This window comes from Arthrobacter sp. AOP36-C1-22, assembly GCF_052377515.1.
Classification (GTDB): Bacteria; Actinomycetota; Actinomycetes; order Actinomycetales; family Micrococcaceae; genus Arthrobacter_H.
Window position 1 is genome coordinate 89,887 of record NZ_JBQSWW010000010.1, and the last position, 22,352, is coordinate 112,238.

General features: G+C 63.8%; 23 protein-coding genes. 4 read left to right on the top strand and 19 right to left on the bottom strand.

Annotation, left to right across the window (positions count from 1 at the left end; all coding sequences use genetic code 11):
• Window positions 1-32 precede the first annotated feature (32 nt).
• From ACT3S6_RS07925 to ACT3S6_RS07950, 6 genes are all read right to left on the bottom strand, one after another.
• Window positions 33-1,559: an ATP-binding protein gene (locus ACT3S6_RS07925; protein WP_096157908.1), complete on the bottom strand. Its 1,527-nt coding sequence runs from the start codon at window positions 1,557-1,559 to the stop codon at window positions 33-35.
• Window positions 1,560-1,788: 229 nt separating this feature from the next.
• A complete protein-coding gene (locus ACT3S6_RS07930; RefSeq protein WP_180993135.1) occupies window positions 1,789-2,529 on the bottom strand; it encodes a DNA alkylation repair protein in 741 nt (246 codons plus the stop codon).
• A 16-nt stretch (window positions 2,530-2,545) separates the two neighbouring features.
• Window positions 2,546-3,025, bottom strand: a complete 480-nt coding sequence (locus ACT3S6_RS07935; protein WP_180993134.1) for a MarR family winged helix-turn-helix transcriptional regulator — start codon at window positions 3,023-3,025, stop codon at window positions 2,546-2,548.
• 110 nt (window positions 3,026-3,135) lie between these two features.
• Window positions 3,136-4,593, bottom strand: a complete 1,458-nt coding sequence (locus ACT3S6_RS07940) for an SCO6880 family protein (RefSeq protein ID WP_102598839.1) — start codon at window positions 4,591-4,593, stop codon at window positions 3,136-3,138.
• Window positions 4,594-4,762: 169 nt separating this feature from the next.
• Complete coding sequence (locus ACT3S6_RS07945; protein WP_193057844.1) at window positions 4,763-6,283, bottom strand: conjugal transfer protein TrbL; 1,521 nt, start codon at window positions 6,281-6,283, stop codon at window positions 4,763-4,765.
• A 33-nt stretch (window positions 6,284-6,316) separates the two neighbouring features.
• A complete protein-coding gene (locus tag ACT3S6_RS07950) occupies window positions 6,317-6,640 on the bottom strand; it encodes a DUF6112 family protein (RefSeq protein WP_096157913.1) in 324 nt (107 codons plus the stop codon).
• A gap of 194 nt (window positions 6,641-6,834) precedes the next feature.
• Between ACT3S6_RS07950 and ACT3S6_RS07955 the strand changes: the two genes are divergently transcribed.
• Window positions 6,835-7,167, top strand: a complete 333-nt coding sequence (locus ACT3S6_RS07955; RefSeq protein ID WP_096157914.1) for a DUF6907 domain-containing protein — start codon at window positions 6,835-6,837, stop codon at window positions 7,165-7,167.
• A 63-nt stretch (window positions 7,168-7,230) separates the two neighbouring features.
• Here the strand turns inward: ACT3S6_RS07955 and ACT3S6_RS07960 are convergent, their stop codons facing one another.
• The 12 genes from ACT3S6_RS07960 to ACT3S6_RS08015 all read right to left on the bottom strand — a co-directional run bounded on the left by ACT3S6_RS07960 (window position 7,231) and on the right by ACT3S6_RS08015 (window position 17,974).
• Entirely contained in the window at window positions 7,231-7,527 is a 297-nt protein-coding gene (locus ACT3S6_RS07960) for a DUF6112 family protein (RefSeq protein WP_096157915.1), read from the bottom strand.
• Window positions 7,528-7,608: 81 nt separating this feature from the next.
• Complete coding sequence (locus ACT3S6_RS07965; RefSeq protein WP_096157916.1) at window positions 7,609-8,778, bottom strand: M23 family metallopeptidase; 1,170 nt, start codon at window positions 8,776-8,778, stop codon at window positions 7,609-7,611.
• 11 nt (window positions 8,779-8,789) lie between these two features.
• The gene (locus ACT3S6_RS07970; protein WP_096157917.1) at window positions 8,790-9,470 is read right to left on the bottom strand and encodes a hypothetical protein; all 681 of its coding nucleotides are present in this window, start codon (window positions 9,468-9,470) and stop codon (window positions 8,790-8,792) included.
• A gap of 109 nt (window positions 9,471-9,579) precedes the next feature.
• Window positions 9,580-10,059: a hypothetical protein gene (locus ACT3S6_RS07975; protein ID WP_102598836.1), complete on the bottom strand. Its 480-nt coding sequence runs from the start codon at window positions 10,057-10,059 to the stop codon at window positions 9,580-9,582.
• Window positions 10,046-11,134, bottom strand: coding sequence for a ParB/RepB/Spo0J family partition protein (locus tag ACT3S6_RS07980; RefSeq protein WP_102598835.1), 1,089 nt, complete (start codon window positions 11,132-11,134; stop codon window positions 10,046-10,048). The genes ACT3S6_RS07975 and ACT3S6_RS07980 overlap by 14 nt, the downstream gene beginning before the upstream one ends.
• Complete coding sequence (locus tag ACT3S6_RS07985; protein ID WP_096157920.1) at window positions 11,131-11,973, bottom strand: hypothetical protein; 843 nt, start codon at window positions 11,971-11,973, stop codon at window positions 11,131-11,133. Before ACT3S6_RS07985 ends, ACT3S6_RS07980 begins: the two co-directional genes overlap by 4 nt.
• A 282-nt stretch (window positions 11,974-12,255) precedes the next feature.
• A complete protein-coding gene (locus ACT3S6_RS07990) occupies window positions 12,256-12,675 on the bottom strand; it encodes a hypothetical protein (protein WP_096157921.1) in 420 nt (139 codons plus the stop codon).
• Window positions 12,668-13,486: a DUF2637 domain-containing protein gene (locus tag ACT3S6_RS07995; protein WP_257997996.1), complete on the bottom strand. Its 819-nt coding sequence runs from the start codon at window positions 13,484-13,486 to the stop codon at window positions 12,668-12,670. The genes ACT3S6_RS07990 and ACT3S6_RS07995 overlap by 8 nt, the downstream gene beginning before the upstream one ends.
• Entirely contained in the window at window positions 13,483-14,367 is an 885-nt protein-coding gene (locus ACT3S6_RS08000; protein ID WP_102598834.1) for a bifunctional DNA primase/polymerase, read from the bottom strand. The genes ACT3S6_RS07995 and ACT3S6_RS08000 overlap by 4 nt, the downstream gene beginning before the upstream one ends.
• Before the next feature lie 261 nt (window positions 14,368-14,628).
• Window positions 14,629-16,029: a hypothetical protein gene (locus ACT3S6_RS08005; protein ID WP_102598833.1), complete on the bottom strand. Its 1,401-nt coding sequence runs from the start codon at window positions 16,027-16,029 to the stop codon at window positions 14,629-14,631.
• A 216-nt stretch (window positions 16,030-16,245) separates the two neighbouring features.
• On the bottom strand, window positions 16,246-16,740 hold the full coding sequence (locus ACT3S6_RS08010; protein ID WP_102598832.1) for a hypothetical protein: 495 nt from the start codon (window positions 16,738-16,740) through the stop codon (window positions 16,246-16,248).
• A 151-nt stretch (window positions 16,741-16,891) separates the two neighbouring features.
• On the bottom strand, window positions 16,892-17,974 hold the full coding sequence (locus ACT3S6_RS08015) for a DNA-methyltransferase (RefSeq protein WP_096157924.1): 1,083 nt from the start codon (window positions 17,972-17,974) through the stop codon (window positions 16,892-16,894).
• Window positions 17,975-18,356: 382 nt separating this feature from the next.
• Here ACT3S6_RS08015 and ACT3S6_RS08020 point away from each other — a divergent pair, with 382 nt between their 5' ends.
• The 3 genes from ACT3S6_RS08020 (at window position 18,357) to ACT3S6_RS08030 (ending at window position 21,285) form a co-directional block, all read left to right on the top strand.
• Window positions 18,357-19,475 carry a tyrosine-type recombinase/integrase gene (locus tag ACT3S6_RS08020; protein ID WP_087053551.1) on the top strand — a complete coding sequence of 373 codons (1,119 nt, stop codon included), beginning with the start codon at window positions 18,357-18,359 and terminating at the stop codon, window positions 19,473-19,475.
• Complete coding sequence (locus ACT3S6_RS08025; protein ID WP_170934010.1) at window positions 19,472-19,810, top strand: helix-turn-helix domain-containing protein; 339 nt, start codon at window positions 19,472-19,474, stop codon at window positions 19,808-19,810. Before ACT3S6_RS08020 ends, ACT3S6_RS08025 begins: the two co-directional genes overlap by 4 nt.
• Window positions 19,811-20,265: 455 nt before the next feature.
• Complete coding sequence (locus ACT3S6_RS08030) at window positions 20,266-21,285, top strand: hypothetical protein (protein ID WP_146041014.1); 1,020 nt, start codon at window positions 20,266-20,268, stop codon at window positions 21,283-21,285.
• A gap of 156 nt (window positions 21,286-21,441) precedes the next feature.
• On the opposite strand, the gene ACT3S6_RS08035 is transcribed toward ACT3S6_RS08030, so the two are convergent.
• Window positions 21,442-21,999 carry a hypothetical protein gene (locus tag ACT3S6_RS08035; RefSeq protein ID WP_096157926.1) on the bottom strand — a complete coding sequence of 186 codons (558 nt, stop codon included), beginning with the start codon at window positions 21,997-21,999 and terminating at the stop codon, window positions 21,442-21,444.
• Between the last annotated feature and the right edge of the window lie 353 nt (window positions 22,000-22,352).

The window sequence follows — 22,352 nt, forward strand, 5'->3', positions numbered from 1 at the left end:
GATGTGCCCTTGGGCGGGTGCGTCTTGTACGCTCATGACCCGCCCTCAACCTGGCCAGAATCCGCATGATTCCGCGGATTCTGCGACATTCTTTGGGTGGTGTCGAAGGCCCGCAGCTCCTCCGGATGGAGTTGATGCTGCACGACATAGCTAGATTCCTTGATCCGCCACAGCCCCTGCCCGGTGCCCAGACTAGGGAGCAGTTTCTGCTCCGTCCCGGTCAATCCCAGGGTCTTACCGGTAGTTCCGATCTGGTCGGACTCCTGCCGGTAAATAATCCGCGACTCTGCGTTCGCCAGCAGGGAGTTCGCGAGGGAACGCATCGCGGAGCCTTGATCGCCGACGTTGTCGAGGTCGGTAAGTTTGTGGAAGATCAGGAGATTCGCGATGCCGTAATGGCGGGCGAGCCGCCAGTGCGCATCCATCCGCTTGAGCAACGCGGGGTGTGACATCAACCGCCACGCCTCGTCGTAGACGACCCACCGCTGGCCGCCGTTGGGGTCCAGCAGCGCCGATTCCATCCACGCCGACGAGCAGGTCATGAGCACGCTGATCAGGGTCGAGTTCTCCACGACGCGAGACAGGTCTAGCGTGATCATTGGCAGCGTCGGGTCAAACGTGACAGTCGAGGGTCCGTCGAAGAGTCCGGCGAGGTCACCGGAGACGAGGCGGCGCAGTGCGTGGCCGACGAGGCGACCGTCTTCTGCGAGGCGTTCGTCATCGCCCGGGTCCGGGGTGAGGATCCGGTCGACGACCATCGGGAGGATCGGCACAGATGCCGTCGCGACAACAGCTTGGAGCGCGATATCGATCACCGTGTGTTCCAGCGGTGACAACGATCGCTCCAGTACGGTCTCGGCGAGTGCCCCGATCAGGTCACGGCGGCGAGAGGCAACGGTGGAGGCCCATTCCGGGTCGGAAAGCCCGCCGGGACGGTAGCCCTCATCGAGGGGATTCAGGCGGTTGCGGAGCCCGTGACCGAGGATGATGGCTTTCCCACCTACCGCCTCAGCGACGGCCGTGTGCTCACCTTTCGGGTCGCCGGGCACGTAGACGCGGCGACCGAACGGGATCGACCGTGTGTACAGGCTCTTCGCGAGGGATGATTTTCCGGAGCCGACGATGCCTGCGAGGACGAGGTTCGGGGCGGTGATGATGCCGCGCTGGTAGAGCACCCACGGGTCGTACACGAAACTGCCGCCCGAGTACATATCCTGCCCCACGAACACACCTTGCGACCCGAGGCCGCCCTCGGCGAGGAACGGATACGCGCCCTGCAAGGTCGCGGAGGTGTCCTGATGCGTCGGCACCCGAAACCGGCGGTACGAACGCAACGCCGCTGGCCCCGCTTCTCCGCCTTTGGGGAGGTAATCGGTGGAGCGGGCGGCAGCGCGTTCGGCAGCGATTTTCGCTCGCTCCGCTTGCCACTGGGCAGCACGGTCGCGGGCGATCACCTGCAGGGCTGCCCGTTCCCGAGCCTTGCGTGAACGACGTTTTCCTTTCCCGTCCTCAACGAGGACTGTGGAGTAAAGCTTCTTCGACTCTCGGTTGTTGCCCATGTGCCTGTTCCTCTCAACGGTTCACCTGAGAGGTGCGCATGCGAAGAACCAATCCAGTCAGAGATAGAGAAAGCCTCAGCGATTCTTATCGCGATCCAGCATCACTGGTAAGTGCCACTCGGGTATGCAGATCTGACGATCCCAGATCATGTCCCGCCCTTATTCCAACAGGCTGAAGCTGGCCTCAACATGAGGGCAGGACCGTTCAATGCTGCCGAGAGTCGAGGCCCTATTTGAGTGATCGGAGTGCGCGAGCAGTGATGCGGGTGGTTGCGGCTGTTGGGCTTTCCACGCGCCAGCGTTCGCAGAGTTCTCTCGCCCATTCGGGGTTCGTTTTCGCCGCGTCATTGATCCAATTGGCAACGGAATCCTGCACATACCGCGAAGGATCTGATCGAAGCGGTTCCAGGAGGGGTTCACCAATTGCTGGGTTCTGTTTGAGCGCAGCGATATGGCTGGCCCACACCCCGCGAGGGCGGAGGGATTCACTGGCGAAGCGGCGGAGGTTCGCGGACTCCTCCCGAGTCCACGGAATGAGTAGCTCGATCGATCCGGGGAGGTCGCTTGTAAGGCGAGGCCGCACCGCCATCCAAACCCATTCGCGTACGGTGAAACGTGGATCATCGGCGAACGGCTGAATTGCTAAGAGCAGCGTCTCAGCGTCCAGCGTCGTGTCTGCAGCAATCGCGAAGCACATCCAGCCACGCACCGTATCCGAGGGGTGTACAGCAAGCGCGTCGCGGGCCTCGACTGGGAGGTGCTGGTGTAACGCTGCACCGATCGCTGCCATACGTTTCAGGATGCCCAGGCTCTGCGCGGTCTCGACAGCTTCCGTGAGTTCAGCAGCAGCATCGGGAATGGCTGCCCGCAACAGGACGCGGTGATCGATCGCTAACGCCTCGGTCAAGGTTCTCGCTTCAACCCGACCGGCGTTCAGCCCGACGAGATGATCCACCGCAATCTCACTCATCCGACTGGCTCCCGCGCTACTCATGCTCCGTACCCCGTCCCAGATTGTGTTGAATCGTGCTGAGCACCGTGATCGCTGCGGCGGCTTCGTCAGGCCCGATTCCTGCTGGCACCTGCTGGAGCCACGAACCATAGATGGGGCTCAGGCTGTCAAGCACCGCACGGCCCTGATCAGTGGCCTCTATCGTCAGCGAGCGACGGTCAGTGGGATGCGCGATTCGGCGAACGAGCTGCTGCCGTTCCAAACCATCGATGAGGCCCGTGATAGCCGCTCGTGAGATCCCCACCTGTTCCGCAAGCAGGGCCGGGGTCGCGGCTTCATGTTTCGCGGCGGCAAGGAGCACGGTCAGCCGCCCCTCGGACAGATCAAACTCCGAGAGCTTCGCAGCACAAGCACGATCGATCAACGCTGCGGTACGCAGCAGCGCCATGACAAGGTGTGCACCATGATCATGCTGCCCAGCATGATCCAGCAGCAGCTCATGCTTGGCACCCATTAGTGAATCCATAAACAGCAATACTATCAACCACTTAACTACTTGCAATTCTCATTCCTCTTACCGCGCGGCCCCTTCGAGAACTTTGCGACCGTCGAGCGTCAGCGGACTCAGATCCCGCGGCACAGCGGCAGCGCAGCCGCCACGAATGCTTGTGCCTGCTGGCCGACGAGACGTCGGGTCTCGCACGAAGCTTGGATCGCGGCTTGCTCGATCGCGGATACGGCGGCTTCGAGTTCGTCGTTACTGGCAGCGGAAACGGCGATGAGGCCGGTGTAGCGAAGCACCCCGTGCCCGGACGTGAGGTCGGCTTCCTGTTGCAGGACGTCCTGGTATTCGGCGGATTGTTGGGCATCTTCGATCTGCCCGACCCGCTGCCGTTGCGCGGCATCCGAGATGTATTCGGTCTTCTTCTTCCGAATATCCCGGGCTGCCTGGTCAGAACGGATCGGGTCACACAGCAGCGTGAACGAGCGCCGAATCCCCGACGAGAGCAACACGGGGGCAAGAAACCCCGGATACACCAGCGACCTCGGCCATTCAGAGATCCACAACACCGCATGATGGGCGCTGTCGGAGCGCAGCCCCTCCCAGGTTTCCTCCACGGCGACGGGACCGGCGGTCGCAAGGTCGTGCCCGATCGTCCCGGAGCGCTCTAGCGTCGCGGCAACTCCCGGATCGTACGCACTGCGGAGCATCACGGCGAGTTGACCGGGCGTGTACCACTCAGAGGGTTTCAAGTCCGCGGTGCGCAGCGCCGTCGTGAGGGTATGCATCTCCTGTTTCAACACTTCGGCTGCGCCCTTGAGTCCGCCACCTGCGGTGCGGATCGCGCGGGAGGCGGCACGCATGTCCAGGCTCAGGGAGATCGTGGAGATGTGCCGTTCCCCGGCCGGCCCTGCCCGGTCGATCAGTTCCCGGTAGGTGTTCGCGACCCAGGAACCGTCGTCGTTGCCGTGCTCGGCCCACCACTGCGACAACCCCGAACCACTGTCCGGCACCGTGCGCTCCAGCACCTGCAGGCGGGCGATGCGGGTGGAACGGCACGCGGTGGAAAGCACCCGGCCCCAGGCGTGAACCCGGCGCTCTTGTTCGCCCGGGTCGAGCAGGATAAACGAGGGGTGGGTGACTTCCAGCAGCGCCGTCAAGGTTTGGGCGTGCGGGTCGTGCACCATCACCGCACCGGATTCCTTGTCCTCGTACTGGCGTAGGGCTGCTGCGTCTCCCGGGAGGGCCAAGGTTCCTGCGGGGCGGGGTTTGACGATCTTGCGGCGGTAGCTGGTCTGCCGAGCCCTACTCCGCCACATCCAGTGCAGGGTGATCGGCACCCACTCGATCATCTTCCGGCCACCGATCGGCACCACAGCCAAAGCAAGTGCCGTTCCCCAGATCGGTGCCGTATACAGGGCGGCGGGTCCTCCGATGTAGAGGGAGGCGACGAATACGAGCACGGCGACGCTAACGGCGATCACCTGCGGGAGGGAGAGGCCGAGGATGATGCCGCGCCTTGTGAGGCGGGAGAATTTCACCGGGGACAGATCGAACTCGGTGCTGGATACGGTGGCCATAGCTACTCCTGGATGCGGGAACGGGTGTCGCCGGTCAGGTACGAGCAGCAACAAAGAAAGTGGCGGTGCGTGAGCGGGGTCTGGGTCAGGTCGCTGTCTGATCCAGACCCTTGTGCTCACGCACCGCCAGAGGGCTGTTGTCACCTCCTCTCGGGAACGTCTTGGGGGTCTATGGCTTCGGGTTCGCCCGCGGTGGCGGGGGTGCTGGAGAGGTGCGACCGGGATCCCTGGCAGGCGGAGCCTGGGACGGTGCAGACTTCGCGGGAGGAGCTGGCGGCGGCGACGACTTCGCGGGCGGTGACGCCGGTGGCGCTGACCGGTCAGGTGGCGGCGGAGCTGCCTGCCCTGCCGCTGCTGCGCCTGCGTGTCCTTCGGCGGTGCGGCCGATCGCGCCGCCGAGCTTCGGGCCTGCCTCTGCTGCGCCCTTGGCGACTTTCGCGCCCGCGACCGCGGCAATCCCGATCGGGCCTCCGGCAGCACCTGCCCCGGCTGCCCCTCCGGCAGCAGCCCCACCACCACCGGCGGCAGCACCACCACCACCGGCGGCAGCACCACCACCGGCGGCTGCGCCACCGCCTGCTCCACCTGTTGCGGTTGCACCTCCGGTACCGGCGCCTGCAGCGCCACTCGAGCCTGCGCTGCCGCCTCCTGCGGAGTTTTTGAATTCCGAACTCGGCGGTGCGGCTCCGCCGTCCGCACCCTTGCTGTCGCCGCCACCGCCGTCGAGGATCTTCTGTGGCCCGGCCCCATCGGCTTTCCCAGGCAGTGGCACGGGTCGGTTCATAGCTTGCTTGGATTCTTGCTCGGCGGACATGACGTGGTACATGTCGAAGCCGACGAAGCTGATGAACTTGTACACCATGTAGGGCGCGAACGCGGCGATGAACATCAGCACGATCCCCGCGATCGGATCCGCGATCGAGGACAGATCCATGTCGATCGGCGCGTTGACCTGGTTGATGGCGACGAGGAATACCACGACGATCACGAGCTTCGAGAAGATCAGCGCGAGCACGAAGGACGCCCATTTCCCGAACCAGCCCTTCGTCGCATCCCAGGACGCCCCGGACAGCGCGATGGGTGCCATGACGACGGCGACCAGGATGAGGGCTTTGCGAATCAGCAGGGAGAACCAGACGATCGCTGCCGCGCAGATCGCGAGGAATGACAGGAAGATCGTGATGATCGCGCCCGCGCCGGGGGCGGTGAGGGTGATCGCGGTGAGCCCTCCGACAAGGACGCCGATCTTCCCGCCCATCTCTTCCAGCGTGGTGCCGGTGGCCTGGATAATCCCGATCGAGAGCTGATCGACCACTTCCAGCAGGGTCGCGGTGAGGGTGATCACCAGGAACGACCCGAGCACCGATTTCGCAAGTCCCAGTGCTGCCCGGCCGAGGGATCCGGCGTCGCGGCGCACCAACCCGGTGATGAGTTGCAGGCAGAAGAAGATCAGCATTAAGAAGATCGCGATGCCGAACATCACGTTGTAGACGCCGATGTATCCGGCCCCGGTGATATCGACCAGAGTCGTGGAATCAAACAGCGCCCACACCCCCTGGAACAGCCAGGACGCGGCCTGGCCGATGGCCCCAGCGAGCCAATCAAACGGGGCCGCCACCAGGGTTGCAGCGGTTTCACCGACGGTGTCGCAGACGTTGCTGATGATGGGGACGTCACAGATACCAGCCACAACACCCCTCCCTTCGTAGGTTCGGGATACGGGTTAGGAGACGGTCTGGCCGACATTCCAAAAGAAGTTGATCAGCGTCACCGATGCGCCGGTGATGATCGCCGCGCCGCAGGAGATCAGCACCCCGACCTTCCCGCGGGACGCGAGGTGCGGGTTGGAGGAGTTCGACCCGAACCCCCACACCACCGCGGAGACAATCAGGGCGAGAACGGAGAGGATCAGGCCGATCGTCATCACCGCACCGACGACGGTGCGCAGCGCCCCGATCCCGGGCAGTCCCGAGTCGTTCGGGGTGATGTTGATGTTCGCGGGCAGGATCGTCGCGGCGGTGGTGAGCGTGTCGAGGACAGCAAGCATGATGGGGCTCCTTGTAGGCGATCGCCCCGCACTCGGTCGTGCGGGTCACTGGGACAGGTGCGTCGGCGCTCCACCGGTTCTCGTGGACGGGTTGTTCGCTGGCTGCGATTTCTCCTCGCTCTTGGGCGGTCACTTCCAGTTGTCTTCGAGTTGCCCCGAGCACAAGGTGTGCGCTGGGTAGTGAAGGAGAAAACATGTCTGCTACGCGAGAGCAGCCCGGCTGGTTGACCGAACCATGCCCCAGCTGGTGCGACGAACAACATGACGATCAGGACCTCATCGACGACCGAAGACACCACAGTGCCTTCTGGGTGGTTCCGGTGATTCAACCGGTGGAACGCTACCGACATCGGTCTCATCGGTTCGAAGCTTCTGAGTTGACGATGCTCACGTTTCGAGACGTTGGTGACCGTGAGACGTGGGTCGCGATCGCAAACGATCAGCAGCGCTTGGAACTCACCCTGGAAAGCGCGCTCCGGCTCCAGGCTTGCCTTCGGCAACTGTTAGACGCGGTCACGGTGTCTTAAACGATTGAGCACGGCCGAGTGGGGCACCGCCAGCTGCGGGAGCCCCACTCACTGATCACCGATCTACAGGGAATCGCCCAGGCGCAGGAGAAAGTTCATCCAGGTGATCGCAGCCCCTGCGAGGACGGCGGCTCCAAGGGCCACGAACACGCCCACCTTCCCTTTCGCGGCGGACTGCGCGTTCCCGGTCGAAGAGGACACCGCCCAGATGATGCCGGAGATGACCACCATCAGCACCGCGACAATCAAGGTGATGGTGAGGAGCGCCCCGACAATGCTGCTGAGGGTTCCGCGCCCGCCTACACCACTGAGGTCTGGGTAGACGTTCGCAGTAAGCGCGGTGATCGTGATGGTATCCATGAGTGGCTCCTGCGGGTCGGTCGACGGGTACCCGTCAGGTGCGATCTCTACCGTGTACGGGACGTCCAGACGGTTGCCGCGTCAGAAGGCGCAGCCCGGGCCGCCACCGGTTGGTGCGTCGACGCCTTCCACGCTGAGAGCCGCAAGCCACGGTTCCGCGTCAACTGGAGGTGCGTTCGCGCCGCCGGGGTGAACCTGGAAGTGCAAGTGGGGGCCGGTGGAGTGGCCGCTGCTGCCGACGTCACCGATGTGTTGCCCTGCGATCAAGCGTTCCCCGGCGGTGACGTGGATGCCGTGCGCCCACATGTGCACGTACTTCGTTGCGACTTTCTCGCCGCCGATGGTGTGCTCGATAGTGATCTGCCCGGAGTAACCGTCGACCATGCCCGCGTAGGTGACGATCCCGTCCGCGAGAGCGAAGATCGGGGTGCCGTCGGGAGCTGCCCAGTCGGTGCCGGAGTGAAAACTCGCCTCACCGGTGATCGGGTCAACCCGCGGCCCAAATGATGACGTGTGGATGTACGTGCCGGTTGGTAACGGGAATACCAGCCGACTCGTTTCGGGAATATCAGCATCCCCAGGGACCCCGCTGCCACCTCCACCGCCACGAAGGGTGAGCGCGTCGAGAATGGTACGAGCGACCGGCTCATAGTTCTGGTACCGGTCCGGGTACGCGGAGACTTCGACCGCTTGCGCGGCTTCGCCTTTGTCCATCTGCTGCCAGCCCGGAATGTCGAGCAGGCCCCGCGGGCTCGGGTAGTTGGGGCCGTCGGGGCCGCCGTAGAACGCGCGAGCTTGATAGCCGGTGTCCATGAGTTCGGCGACGGTGCCCCATCCGGCTTGGGGGCGCATCTGAAACAGACCGAGGGAGTCATGGTCAGAGGCATCGCCATCGTTGGGATAATCCCCGGACTCAGGGTAGACGCCAGTGTTCGACAGTTGTCGGAGTGTGGACTCGGTGAGCGCTGCCATGAATGCGATCAGAATCCCGTCGCGGCCGACGCCTGGAGTGTTCGACCCGGTGGTGATGATCGTGGCGGCGTGGGTGAGTTGCTGCTTGTTCAGTGTGAACGAGTGCCCGTCTTTCATTGTCACTGCCAGTGAGTCTGGGATCGGGCCGAGGACGATGCCGGAGGCGATGCAGTGCGCCTGATTGAGGACTGCCGGGTTCACCAGCACCCCAACACCAAGCAGGCCCAGCATCGGGGTGAGGAGCATCCCGGCCAGGGCGACCGCGAGAAGCTTCTTCATCAGTGCAGTCCCTAGCGGAGGGGGTTGTCGAGTTCGGACAGGCGCAGCAGATGGCAGCGGTCGAACACCGGCTCGCAGGAGACGAACACGGTGAACGCGACCGGATGCGCCGACGTCACAGGGTCCTCGTACCAGAGGCCTGCGCGATGCCGGATCCCTTCAACGGTGTAGGCGTGCGTGCCATCGGTGATCTGCCCGCCAGACGCGGCGACCGCTTCCTCCCATAGCTCCGGGACGAACACCCGCTCGATCTCGATGCGCTGGTTCGTGCGGTACTCGGCGAGATCCCGCCACGTCGAGGCGGATGGGAAATAGCCGTCAAGGTCCGAGACGAGCCCTGGGGTTTCCGTGCCGGTGGGGTCGGCGTCGTCAATCAGCACGCCGCGGTGCTCTGCCGGGGTGAGCAGCGTGAACGTGTCCCACTCAAACAGGGCGACGGCGACGGCACGCACATAGTCGTCCGGGTTGTTCGTTCGCGGTAATGATGCGAGCGGCGGGATCTCCGGGACTTCCTCTCCAGGGGCTGTGACCGGTGGCGGCGCGCTGGGCGGCGCGGACTGGTCGGGCTGCTGGGGGCCGGTGATGAGGCCGTAGATGCCGACTGCGGCGAGAGCCAGAATGATGAGGGCACTGACGACGAGGGTGATGATCAGCCGCTTCTTGCGCTGCGTCTCAGAGTGGGGCGATGACATGGGCGCGGGCCTTCCTGCCAGGCGAAAGATGGTCACCCGACAGGTGCGCACCCCGCTCTGCCGAAGTGACTCAGCGCAGTGATTCAGTGCAGTGGTTCAGCGCAGTGGTTCAGCGCGACAAGCCGCTCCGGCCCGTGGTGTCACTCGATGACGCGGGTGGGTCGGGGTTCAGGGCGGCCTCGCGTTGGCTGAGTGCTTCCGGGAGCGCGGTCAGTGTGCTCGGTGAAGTGGTGATGTGCCGGTCTGGCTGCCACGCGATCCGCCCGTTCTCCGACTGGGCTTTCATCACCACCTGCAGTACTTCCTCGGTGGAGGACGCAGCGATCGTCAACCACGCGGATGCCTTCACGGCATGCTCTTGCCCGGCCTCCCTGTTCCCGTCGTCGGTGGCGGCGAACTGGGCGTGCCGGGCGTGCCACGCCGACAACTGCCGCAGCGACTGCTGCACCCCCGACAACGCCTGATGCAGAGAACCGAGCACCTCGTAAGTATCTTGCGGGCTCTCGATGTGGCGGGTCGCATACGCGAGGCCACGGGCGGCCTGCCCGAGTTCGTCAGCGTCCGCGATCGGGTCCTCAAACGTCGGCATCACGAACCTCCGCACTCGCCGTGCGGGCTGCCCGTGCCAGGTCGAGGAATCGACTGGCCTCAGTGATGTAGCTGTCGATGAGTTCCCACTGGGCGGCATCGGCGTGTTTGCCGAAGTCGTCCGGGTCGTAGCGGTTCCACCAGCCGTGTTCGCGGCGCAGCAGGTCGACGAGTTTGCGGATCGCGTGTTTCTCCCGCAGCAGCGGGTCCACATCTTTCCATCCGACTAGCGCCGGGTCAGTGGCGGCTTTCTGGATCTGTGTCACCCGGGCAAGCGCGAGCCCGGATTCTTTCGCGGCCTCCGCCGTAGTGGGTACCTCTGTGAGACCACGCAGTTCCGCGGCGGCGGCGACGCGTGCTTGTTCGGGGCTGTCGGGGTGTTCGGCGATGCGGGTGAGATGGGCAAGATTCTGCCTGGTTTTCACGGCCAGGTAGCGGCCGTTGACTTTCCGGTCTTCGTTGATTTCCAGCAACGCTTCGGCGGCGTGCTGCCGCACATAGGGGTCTTCGGTGTCGCTTGCGGCGATGCGTTTGAGTTCCCCGATCTGTTCCAGCATCGTCCGCGAATCCCGGCCCGTGACCGCGCGGGCTGCTTGCACCCGCGACTTCCGATCATTCACGGCGCTGGCAGGCACGAGCGGTGGTGCCGAATCCGCACCACCGCTCCCACTGCGAAGTTTCCCGCCCTCACCGAACTGCGACCCCGCCTTCCGGCGCTGCGCATCTTCTTCGTAGAGGGCTTTGAGTTCCTCATAGAGTTCGTTCTGCTCTAACGGTTTCAGTGCTTTCTGCAGCGTCTGCTCGTCGTGGATGGCCAGCACGTAGGAGAGCTTGTCGGAGACGCCCGGGACGACCCAGACCGGGGTGACGCGCATCCCGAGTTTCTCCATCGCCGCGACTCTGCGGTTCCCGGTGATAATCACATATCCTTCGGTGACGGCGGGCGGGTTCAACACTCCGGCGCGTTGGATCGACGCACACAGTTCGTCAAGATCATCGTCCAGGTTGCGACGGTACTGGGAGCCCTTCTTGAGCTGATCGATCGCGTGTTCCAGAATCAGATGCCCGCGAGTCATGGCAACGGTCCTCCGTTCTGCCCGTCAGATGCACACGCACTCCGCCGGGACGTTTCGACGAGGTCGTCGTCGCGAAGGAGATCGGCCACATCGTCACCGAGGAGCACCCGGGCGAACAGGCCGTATTGGCCGGTCTTGCGTTTCCCGGTCTTGGTGCCGATGACCAGACGCACGAGTGCCGCCCATTCGTCGGGGCCGTAGCCGAGGCGGATCGCGATGTGTCGTTCTTTTGACACGATCTCGACCGCCGAGTCCCTGGAGGACAGGCCTGTGACGCGGTGGGCGATGTAGTCCACGGCCTGCTCGACCGGGCGTGCAGGCCAGTCGGTGAGGACGAGGAACACGCAGGTGGCGCGGATCACCCGATCCGCCGAATGATCCTCCCCGCCATCGTGCCTGGCGTAGAGAGAGTGGGCGTGCGGGTGCACGTCGTAGAAGAACTCCTCATAGTGCCCGGCCCGCATCGGTTCCTCGCTGGGACGTTTCGAAGGGCGTCGTGCTTTGTCTTGGGAGGTCATGTTGCGGTCCGCGTGGACTTCAGCGGCGATACCGAGCGCGACCGCGCGAGTGATCACCGCCCACGGGTCATCAGCGCGCAGCGTGGTGCGCTGCCGCATCGCGACGAACGCCTCATATGCGGCGTCGGCGGGTTCCCGACGCCAGGCTTTCGCGATCGGCGTGTACTTCTGTGTGGCGTAGACCATCAGTTCCGCCGCGACCGGGCTCGTCGCCCACGCATTGTGTTCATTCAGCTCGATCAGGAGTTCACGGAGCCCTTCCCCGGTGGTGAAATCCGGGACCGGTGGGTGGGGTTTCTGAGTGTGACGGTGGTGGTTCATAGCGACTCCCTCAAGAGATGAATGTCTTCGGTGATGGATAGGTACGACACCCATCCCGCGAAACCTGAAAGAGGCCACCAACCCCTTCGAAACTCAGCCGTTGCGAGTTCGTATGCCGGGCCGATGTTCCGGCGGTGGCACAGCGAAGGCCGCAGACGTGCCCGATCGTCGGGGTCTGTGATGGTGCCGCCCGGCGCGTGAACGATTCGGGGCGGCGAGTGGTTTGTGGTTAGCGGGGTGGGGTGTCGTGCGGCACCGGGATGGTGCCGCGACAGTGAGCGGTCATCGGCTCACCCCTGATCTCCCAAGTGAACGCTGCAGTGATGCCGCCTGGGTGGTCTCTGGATCAAGTTCGAGCTGCCGCCGTGCGAGTCGCTCCTGCAACTGGGCGCGTCCCTCACGAACCCCGGCAAGGACCGCGTCACGCAGCCGCAGGTTCAGGTCCGCGCCGCGGTCGACGATGGCCCCACCAGCGCGGGCAGCAAGATCAGTGGGACGCACCCACTGCATCCCCGGCCGCTTCGACACCGGATCAACGCCCTCCCGGGCAAGTGTCGGGTCGCCGTGGGTGGCGAACTCACTCGCACGCCGCTCCGCCGCCGTCACTTCTGCAGTAGCGGTCTGTGTATCGGGCGGTTGCGCAACGTCAGCGGGGTGTGGCTTGTGGCGGTGGTTCACGGAAAGAAGGTTGGGGTCAGTCATGGGATTCTCCGTCCTGTCGACGGGTAGGTGCGTTCAGCCAGCGGCCCACCGTCGTGGGATGTACGCCCAGCTCGGTGGCGATCTGCCGTTTTGATACCCCGTCTGCGTGCATCACCAATGCCTGGGCACGAGCATCTTCCCGTGACCCCGATGCCGCGCTCTTCGTCGCGGCGCGTGGCACGGCCACAGGTCCTGCCGTCTTCCTCTCAGGAAGCGTCAAAGATTCCGAGGCCGTCATCTTCGAGGAATGCTGGCCCGGTAAAGGTCTGGGGTCCTCCACTGCGTCGGGTAGCGGAGATGGAGACTGTGGTTGTTGATTCTGCGGTGTGGCGGGGGTGCTGTTGCGGGTGAGTTCGACGGTGAGATGCGTCATCGCCAGCAATACCAGCGGCGGCACCGAAGCAACCAGGGCGGCGATGAGCGCCGGGACACGAGTGTCAGCAGCGACGACCGCGTGGGTGATGTTCGCGGCGACGGATACTCCGGCCCCTGCAGCCAAGAGCAACCACGCGAAGCGGCGCGCGGCCGGGGCGGAGTTTCGGAGGGCGACGACGCTGATGGTGGCTTCCAAGATCACGCCGTCCACGATCAGCGGCCAGATCCACGCCTGCTCCGCCGGAACCCCAGAGAGCACGGCGAGATCGCGCAGCGTCGTGAACGAGAGCCAGAACGCACCGAGCGCGAGCAGAATCGTCCCGGTGACTGCGAGCACGACCACGAACCGAGACACCCCAGCAACAGAATCATCCTGTGCGGGCGCAACGTCCGTGACCGGTGTGGGTTCGTCCGTGGCAGGAATGCTGACGGTCATCGGCTGACCGCCGCTTTCACTCGCGGCCCAGCAGGGCTGCTGGGGTCGTGGGTGAGCTGGGTGCTGCGGTGGGCGGAACGAATCGTCGCGGTGATCTCACGCACCCCAAGCCCCGCAGATGCGGCTGCGGGTTCGAGGATCCCGACGGTGTTGTGCTCGGTCATTCCTGCTTCTGCCAGGCGGCAGGCCGCCCAGAACAGGCCTGCGTTTCGGTTCCCTTCCGCAAGCGAAGATACCCATCCTGCGATGTGCTCCACCGACGTCTCCCGCATCGTGGTGGCTGTGAAGATGCTTTGGGCGCTCGGGTCGGGTTTCGGGGTGAGGAACTCGCGGATCCGGTCGGCGTCGACCGGTCGCGGCTGTTTGCCGCGTGCGATCAGCTCGTAGCGGCGGTTCCCGTGCTCGGTGGTGATTGTGGAGGGTGGGGCGATAATGTAGCCGCCGACGCCGCGGAAGTCGACGTGGGTGCGTCCCCTCGACCACGAAGAAAGTTCGCGCCCCGCAGTTGCCGGGTAGTAGAGGTGCAAACCTCCTGAGGGTGAGCGCACTGCTTGTCCCCACCCGGCAATGAGCCCCTCCTGGTGGAGGGTGCGCAGGATCGGGAATCCGGTGCCGGTGGCATGCACATCGATATCGAGGACATTCACGAAGTGCCCGGTGGGGATGCCGATATTCGCTGCTGGGAATCGCTGCCACCATGCACTGATCTGATCGAGATCAATCGTGGCGTCTTGGAATCCGTGCTCGGTGAGGGGCCGCTTCCCGCCCGGTATACAGGGGAACACGGGTACGCCGGTCGCCGCGTACGTTGCGGCTGCGGTGGGGAGTTCCACGGGCAGTGAAGTGGGCAGATCCCAACCGGTAGGGTCGGTGATGGTCATGTGCACCTCCTCAGGAACACCCGCGCCTGTGGGAACGTCGTGCGCGGAGTCATCCGGAAGGTGTGGCCGCAACCGTGGGGCCAGGTCTCCTGGTGATGCAGAGTCCGCTCGCGAGCATTCCCTATGTCTGCCTCAAGCACTACCCGAGCCCGCATCCGGTTTGCGAGCGTTTCGAGCAATGATGCGCCGTTTTGTATAGAACATGCGCGAAATCGTCAAACACGCCGACCCCCACCTCCGGGGGTCAGAGGCACGAACCTGCTACAGGTTTCGCCCCAATCCGGCGTCGGGTGAGGGGCGTTCAGGGTCATCGGGGCCAGGGTCCAGCTGCTGTTCTCGTTCGGCGAGGAACTCGCTCAACAGCACCCCACGCTCGAGCCTTGTCATCGGTTCAGCGTGACCAAGATCGGTGACGAGGGCTCCGGTTCGGCCCGTCGAGATCACTCGGTCGTTCACCTGGCGCAGCACCTCCGCTGGGGGTTGCTGCTCGGTGTGCTGTTCGAGGATCCAGGCGATCCCGTTGAGCACGGCACTGTCGTGCTCCGCGTGAGGAAACGCCGCCGACGCCGTCGCTCCTGCTGTGCCGGGTACCGGGCCGACGATGAGCCGGAAGTCGCCTTCCCCATCGATGCCGGTCGCCGCATACACTCCAGCGGGCACCCAGTCATGCGCGTCGGATGCGAGCCCGGCAAACAGTTCCCCGCGTTCCGGGTCGTCCGGATCGGCGACTCTGATGTCGGGGTCGGCGGCGGCGAGCATCGCTTCCACCCGGTCCCTCACCTCGCGTGCAAGTGGAACGATGCCAAGTCCTGACTCGTCGATGTCGACGAGGCCACGCAGAGTGTGAATGGCGGCGAGGTCGGCGGGCATCCACGTCCGCGAGAACTGTGCGGGCAGATACGACGTGCGCGGTCCACCGTCCGAGATCAGCTCCCGTAGGACGTGCTCTCGTCGTAGGGCGGCGGCGGTGAACTCGGTGCGCCACTGGGAGTGATCCCACGCGTACCGCATGTCCTCGTACTCGCCCTCAAACGCTGGGGCGACCGTGACGAGGTAGTCGTCCTTGACCGGCTCCACCGGTAACGGATCCCGCTCGAGCAGATCAATCACCGCATCCCGAACCCGCTCCGCACCAGCTGCGCGCCCTGCTCGCTGCTGTGCTTGTTCGAGGACTTCCACGCGAGCCAAGGTCTCGGGCAGACGCGCTGCCGCATATGCGAGGTGGAGGCAGGTCTCGCGCCACTGTTCGTGGGCCTCATCGAACCCCTCAGTGTCCGCAGTTCCATCAGGGAGTCGGAACGCGGCAGTTTGGGGTTCGGGTGGGAACATGCGCGCGACGATCTCCGGAATCCCCGAGTCTTCCAACGGCTCCCACTCCACGGACGGTACCGCCATCACTTTCGGAGGCACGGACGCGACATCGAGCGGCTCCCACGAACGGATACTGGCCACGTCGTCTCCGAAGTCTTCCGCGAACACGCGTGCCCCATCGGTGCGGATGTCTTCCGGTTCGCCTGCGAGTTCCTCGACGAGCACCTCGCCGACGATGTGATCGGCTTCGGCCTGGCTCCGGGCGAGCACGTCGAACTCGACCACCACTCGGTGTGGCTGCAACGGATCGGATACATACCCCAGTGGTGGTGGAATATTGGAATCGGACATGACGGGTTTCTCCTTCATTTTCGTCGGGTGATCACCTGCGCATCAGGTGCAGGTCAGGTACGGCAGAACCACAAGGGGCTCCTTCCGGGATATGCCGCCCGATTGGGGTTGTCCACCGCAGATGGTGAAGATGCGCGTATGCGTATAGAACATGCGTCAAAACGTCACATCCTCATCTCCTTCGGCGGCCTCGACAACGGCAGCCGGGCCGCTGGGTCAGAGGCTGTGCGAGGGGCCAGATTGCTCATGGCGCGGAACGTGAGGCGCGTCCGCGCTCAGTGCGTGTTCGCGCTCCCGGAACTCGGTCCCCAGATATCGATTTACGAGGGTCTGGTTTGTGCCGTCGGCCCCGCCCGTGGTCGGGACCTGATGAAACGAGTACGCCGGATACGGGGTCGCCTCCCGCAGCGCTTCCAACCAGGCATCCACGTCTTCAAGCCGTCGCCAATCCTGCGGCGGCGGGTTTGATTGCAGAAACTCTGGTGCGCCCGCGTAGGCGGGTGAGTCGTCGATCATCTCGTGGATCATCACCGCCATCGTCCGCGCAAGCGTCACCGGGTTACGGTCGGCGATCACCGTCGGGTCCTGCTCGGTGTCGTCGGACCAGATGATCACGCCAAGGAACAAGGATGCGGGTGGCGTCTGAGCCGCCCGGTCGCGCCGTAGTGCAGCCTCTGGTCTGAAATCTGGGTGTGGGGTCTCGGAGTCCAAGACGGTTCCTTCCTCAAAAGATGTGTGATGCACGACGGCGGGACGCAGTCGCATACCTCTCAGGTAGGAAAGTGATCAGCGCCACCGTGACAGACGGTTGTTGATGGTCGCTTCCTTCTCCGGCATGTGCAAGGCAGCGACGTTGTGCGACTCACCGGGTTCGGTCAAGCCGAGACTTCACGAGCGGCACGTAGGTCGCGTCCTTTTCGACGGCGATCACCCGGAAGCCAGCGGCGACGGCGGCCTCCACCGTGGTACCCGAGCCCGCGAACGGTTCCAGCACCGTCCCTCCCGGCGGGGTGATGAGCGTGACGAGCCACCGCATCAAGCCGAGCGGCTTCACCGTCGTGTGGGAAACCCCGAATGCACGCGGACGCTCACCTGACGAGGGTTTGTGATCGAACCGGAAGATCGGAAACTTTTGCGAGAGCGACTCGCCCTGCCACGTGCCGGTCAACATGTCCAGCGCGTCAGCCTGCGACGTGTCGAAAGCGACGTTCGTGGGCCACCGGTCATCGGCAAACCGAGCACCGTCAATGTTGATGCCACCCACCCCGTGTGCGAGGACGTTACGGATCGTGTTTACTTCCGGCGGTTTGCGGGCAATGATGATCGGCTCAAACGCCGGCCGAAGCGCGGTGCCCCAGCCCGCCCACCGTTGCGCGTCTTCCGTGACCGGTGTGCCTTTGGACAACACCGTGCGGGTCGCACCCAGCACCCCATCATGCTCGCAGCTCTGCACCGTGCGGTCGGGGCGTTGCACACCGTGGCGCTTGTCGATCGCGTGCGAGAGATCCATCGATTTCGGCATGCCAGTGGTGTGCAGCCATGCGATCTGATCGCGTATCTCAAACCCTGCGTTCTCGATCCCGCGCACCATCCGGTGCCACGTGCGTGCACCACCGAACGCTGCAACATACGCACCCGGCTTCAAAGCGTGCATTGCGCCCGCAGCCCATGCCGTGCACCACGTCTCAAACACCTCCGGTGCGCTCATTGCACCGGTGTCGATGTGCGGGAGTGATTCGCGAAACCCGGTTGCGTCGTCCCAGGACTGCCCGTTGAAGCTCAACCCGTACGGAGGGTCGGTCACGAGCGCGTCAATACTGGCCGTGGGTAGGAGCGGGAGGAGTTCGACTGCGTCCCCGAGGTAGAGCGTCGCCCGGTCATCGGCGAACACGGGCGCGGGTAGTTCGGTCAGGCGCTCGGCGGGCGGCGGTGTGGGGTCTGGCATGACGGGGGCTCCCTGCTGTTCGGGGTCTGTTCGCCGCCGTGTGCGACGAACAGGATCACCCAGCAGGTACGGGGCCATCCGCAGAACCGCGTGCCCACACGAGCCTCGTGTCGATGCGAGCAGAGTCTGCCGATTTCACCGCTTCGTGCCATTTGAGGAGCCCGCCGAGTTTCCCTGATTCCCAGTGCTCAAGATCTCCCACACACGATCGGCAATCAACGGTTGAGCGGGATTTATTGCATCAGAAGTCACATCCCAGACCAGTGTTGACCGCGACGTTGTCGATCGACTCGATCGACAACCCTTGCGCCGATTGCACCTCTTCGGTTTTTTTACCGTAAAAGTCACATCGTGAGATTTAGGTAACGACCGGGGGTGGTGCATGGTCGGCGAGTTCCCTGGTTCAGCGCGGCTGATGCTGGTACCCGGGGTGGCGCATCTGAACGAGCGAGCGGCCGTGTTCGAGGCAATGGTCGCAGGCTGGACCCGGCAGCAGCTCTCGCGTCAGCTCGGCCAATCGACCTTGCGGGATCGTGAGCGGCTCATCCGGCGCTTTCAGGACTTCACCGAGCAGTATCCGTGGGAGTGGACACCGGGCGATATGGAGGACTTTACGGTGTCGCTGACGTGCGGCGCGGATCGACTCGCCGTATCGACGATTCGCGGCTACCACCTCACGTTGCGCATGTTCTGCGACTACGTCACCGATGCACGCTACGAATGGCCCGTACAATGTCAGGATCGCTTCGGCACATTCCCGGTGCAGGTGTGCAATGAATGGAACACGGTCGCGCACCTGAACGAGTACGAGGGCAGACCGCAACGTCGCCCTCTGACGTATCGGGAGTTGCAGGATCTCTTCGACTGGCTCGATACACGGATCGAGCAGATCGTGCGCCTCGGCCGGAAAGGGTCGCTTGCCGCGTGGCGCGACGCGACGATGATCAAGACGACCTATGGGTTCGGGCTCAGGCGCAACGAGCTCGTGCGCCTGGACTTGCCCGATCTGCGTCCGAACCCGCACATGCGAGCTTGGGGCACCTATGGGTCGATCCATGTGCGGTTCGGGAAAGCGATGAAAGGCTCATTGCCGAGGCGCCGCACGGTTCTCGCTGTTCCCGAGTTCGATTGGGCCGTCAATGGTCTGCGGCAATGGGTCGAAGAGGGGCTGCCCCTGTTCGAGGCGGGCAACCAGGCCGCACTCTGGCTGACCGAGCGGCGCAGCCGGGTCAGTGTCCGCCACGTCGATGAACTCTTCGCCGACACACGCAGCGAGATCGGCCTTGAAGAGCACTTGACCCTGCATTGCCTGCGGCACTCGTATGTGACCCATCTGATCGAGTTCGGCTACCCGGAGCACTTCGTCACCGAACAGGTCGGGCACCGTTGGGGGTCGACGACCGCGATTTACACCTCGGTGTCCAACGACTTCAAGAACAAGACCCTGCAGGCCGCTCTTGCCAGGGTCTACCGAACCGAAGAGGAGGCGAGCCCATCATGAGGACGATCCAGATGCAGTGGAATCTGCGGCAGGTCATGGCCGACCGTGGCATGTTCCAGACCAGCGAACTGATGCCGCTATTGGAAGAACGCGGCATTCACCTGACCCGAGAGCACGTCTACCGGCTCGTGACGAAGACCCCGCAGCGCCTGAACACCGAGGTACTCGTCGCGCTCTGCGACGCATTGGGCTGCACCCCGAACGATCTCATCGTGCCGGTCGTCGCCGAGCAGCGGGCGGCCCGCACCGGCACGCACAACGAGGGCGGCCCGAAGATCGGATCCATCCGTCCGATCCGGGCGGTGATCCGCAGGCCCGACGGCGTCGACGAGTGAATGCACGCCGGGCACCGGTCTGCATCCGATGCGAGCGACTGACCGGATCATTCGAGTTACCAGAGGGAAAGATCTGTCAGAACTGCTGTCGCTACCTCGCTTATCACCCCGCCCGCTGCCCAGGCTGCAGCCAGTTTCGCCCCTTGCCCTACCTCTCAGTGACCGCACCTGCACAGTTGATTTGTGCCGACTGCGCGGGGAAGCCGCCCGTGTTCGTCTGTGAGAAGTGTGGTCGTCAAGATCAGCCCTATGGGGTTCGTCGTTGCGCTTCCTGCGTTCTGAGCGAACGCCTCCATGTGCTGCTGCTTGATCCCCGCACCGGAGAGATCCACGAACGTCTTCGGCCAGTCTTCGACGCGCTCGTGGGGTCGCATCGGCCGCAGAACGCGATTACCTGGTTGCAACGACCGCCCGGTCACGGCCCTACCCTTCTCCGTCAGATGGCCTCTGGCGAAGTGAACATCTCCCACGACACCTTCGCCCGACGGCCGATGGATCGCGCACACAACTACCTGCGCGATCTCCTTGTCGCGCTTGAGGTCCTCGAACCCTACGAACCACTGATCGAGCGCATTGGGCCTTGGCTTATCGACCGTGTCGCGGGCATCAGCGCGATGCACCGACAGACCATCGACCAGTTCGCACGCTGGGTTATTCTCCGTCGATTGCGCACAGCCGCCGACCAGGGCAGGCTCACCAAAGCGATGGCCGAGGGCGCGCGGCAACGCCTGAACCGCTCGATCGACCTGTTGGCATGGCTCGAGCACAAACAGACGACGATCCTTGAGGTTACTCAGCACCGACTCGAGCTCTACCTCTCCACCCAAGTGATGTCAATGTCGATGATGCTGCACCCGTTCATCACTTGGATAAACCGCACTGGGATCAACAACCGTATCTCCGTGAAGAACCCGAACCCCAGCCAAGCGCATGTCACGATGGGAGATGCCGACCGCTGGCGTCATATCGGCACCCTCCTGCGCGACGACTCGATCCGGCTTTACACCCGCATCATCGGCCTCTTCATCCTGCTCTTCGCGCAGCCCCTCACCCGAGCCTACGACCTCCGCACCGAGCAAGTAACCGCGCCACAACGAGGCCCTGTGCTCGTCACATTCCGCGAAACCCCGGTCGAGATGCCCGAACCCTTGGGCATGCTCATCCGACAACAGCTCACACACCGAGTCAACGCCTCCTACGCTTCTCTCGACAACGGCTGGCTCTTCCCAGGCGGAATCCCCGGCCGTCCGATAGCCACCGAGAACATCCGAGGCCAGCTTGTCGAACTCGGCATCCCACCCCACCAAGCCCGGCATGCAGCCATGTTTGGCCTCTCAGCTGAGGTGCCGCACATGATCCTCGCCCAAACACTCGGAATCTCTCAGACCGCCGCACGAGCATGGGCAGGCCTCGCGGCTCGAGACTGGGGCGGCTATATCCGCGAGAGAAACGACAGAGGCAAACTCAGTCCTTAGGCTTGGACGGAGGTGTCGGCCTCGGCTTCGCGGCCTCGGTCAGTTCCGTGAAGGCTTCCTCGACGTCGGGCCGCGGTGTTGGATTCTTGTCGTCAGCCATTTTTCTTCTCCACAGAATCGTCACCGTGAGTCAGTGTCTCAAAGGCTTCTTCGACGTCAGGGCGTTCCGGGGGCGGAGGGGGTGTGGACGGGGTTGGTCTGGCCATTGGTTGGGTCTCCTCTCAGGACAGATGCATTGATACCAGCGACAAGCAGCGCAGTCACTACGCCACTTACCAAGAGCACGAACGCCGACTTGGTTGCCTTTGCGCGTTTCTCATTCTTCGAGTTTCGTTTCTCGATTTCGCGTACCTTCACTTCGAGGATGTAGTCCTCCATCGCTTCCATACGCTCAGAAGCATTAACCCATCGAGTGACAAGGAATCGGCCGGAAGGCGAGTCAATCGTCGACGGCCAGAGCGAGACCGCCGCGGCAATGATCGTTGCGACAGTGAGCGCGAACGGCACTAACCCGAGGTACCACGATCGGGCATCGACTAAGCCTGTGAAGGTTGCCCCCGCAAGCACTCCGGCGGCGACAACGACAAACGAGGACTTCGTGTCGATTGACCGAGTGCGTTCGATCGCTGCGTTACGGAGCGTGTCGAGTTCAGAACTCAGAAGTCGAATTCGCTGAAGGCGCTCGCGTGACGCCAACCGCTCTTTTCGGCCCACGATGCTCCTTCGGTTCGCTGTATTCAACCAGCATATCGAGCGAGTCTTTAGAGACGTGAGAGCAGAACGAATCCCGCCATGAATAGTGCTGACCCGCCACTAACACCCTTGTCGGGTCGTCGATCCTCGAACAGGCCCTCATGGAACTGGCTGTAGCGGAGTTGCAGACTTGGCAGCATATCTCCGGCATGAGCTTGCGTAGATGCGTGGAGCTACTCCGTACCGCTGCTTGAAAGATCGCGGCGCGACCGCCGCATCGCGCCAACCCACGGCCGCACCGATCTCGCCTACCGTGAGGCTGGTGGTCGCGAGAAGTTCAGCCATCCGGTCGGCGCGGAGTTGACGAAGGAATG

Bases quoted from the DNA above. Each gene is read 5' to 3' on its own strand.
- ACT3S6_RS07925 (WP_096157908.1), bottom strand. From the start codon at position 1,559: ATGGGCAACAACCGAGAGTCGAAGAAGCTTTACTCCACAGTCCTCGTT.
- ACT3S6_RS07930 (WP_180993135.1), bottom strand. From the start codon at position 2,529: ATGAGTGAGATTGCGGTGGATCATCTCGTCGGGCTGAACGCCGGTCGG.
- ACT3S6_RS07935 (WP_180993134.1), bottom strand. From the start codon at position 3,025: ATGGGTGCCAAGCATGAGCTGCTGCTGGATCATGCTGGGCAGCATGAT.
- ACT3S6_RS07940 (WP_102598839.1), bottom strand. From the start codon at position 4,593: ATGGCCACCGTATCCAGCACCGAGTTCGATCTGTCCCCGGTGAAATTC.
- ACT3S6_RS07950 (WP_096157913.1), bottom strand. From the start codon at position 6,640: ATGCTTGCTGTCCTCGACACGCTCACCACCGCCGCGACGATCCTGCCC.
- ACT3S6_RS07955 (WP_096157914.1), top strand. From the start codon at position 6,835: ATGTCTGCTACGCGAGAGCAGCCCGGCTGGTTGACCGAACCATGCCCC.
- ACT3S6_RS07960 (WP_096157915.1), bottom strand. From the start codon at position 7,527: ATGGATACCATCACGATCACCGCGCTTACTGCGAACGTCTACCCAGAC.
- ACT3S6_RS07965 (WP_096157916.1), bottom strand. From the start codon at position 8,778: ATGAAGAAGCTTCTCGCGGTCGCCCTGGCCGGGATGCTCCTCACCCCG.
- ACT3S6_RS07970 (WP_096157917.1), bottom strand. From the start codon at position 9,470: ATGTCATCGCCCCACTCTGAGACGCAGCGCAAGAAGCGGCTGATCATC.
- ACT3S6_RS07975 (WP_102598836.1), bottom strand. From the start codon at position 10,059: ATGCCGACGTTTGAGGACCCGATCGCGGACGCTGACGAACTCGGGCAG.
- ACT3S6_RS07980 (WP_102598835.1), bottom strand. From the start codon at position 11,134: ATGACTCGCGGGCATCTGATTCTGGAACACGCGATCGATCAGCTCAAG.
- ACT3S6_RS07985 (WP_096157920.1), bottom strand. From the start codon at position 11,973: ATGAACCACCACCGTCACACTCAGAAACCCCACCCACCGGTCCCGGAT.
- ACT3S6_RS07990 (WP_096157921.1), bottom strand. From the start codon at position 12,675: ATGACTGACCCCAACCTTCTTTCCGTGAACCACCGCCACAAGCCACAC.
- ACT3S6_RS07995 (WP_257997996.1), bottom strand. From the start codon at position 13,486: ATGACCGTCAGCATTCCTGCCACGGACGAACCCACACCGGTCACGGAC.
- ACT3S6_RS08000 (WP_102598834.1), bottom strand. From the start codon at position 14,367: ATGACCATCACCGACCCTACCGGTTGGGATCTGCCCACTTCACTGCCC.
- ACT3S6_RS08005 (WP_102598833.1), bottom strand. From the start codon at position 16,029: ATGTCCGATTCCAATATTCCACCACCACTGGGGTATGTATCCGATCCG.
- ACT3S6_RS08015 (WP_096157924.1), bottom strand. From the start codon at position 17,974: ATGCCAGACCCCACACCGCCGCCCGCCGAGCGCCTGACCGAACTACCC.
- ACT3S6_RS08020 (WP_087053551.1), top strand. From the start codon at position 18,357: ATGGTCGGCGAGTTCCCTGGTTCAGCGCGGCTGATGCTGGTACCCGGG.
- ACT3S6_RS08025 (WP_170934010.1), top strand. From the start codon at position 19,472: ATGAGGACGATCCAGATGCAGTGGAATCTGCGGCAGGTCATGGCCGAC.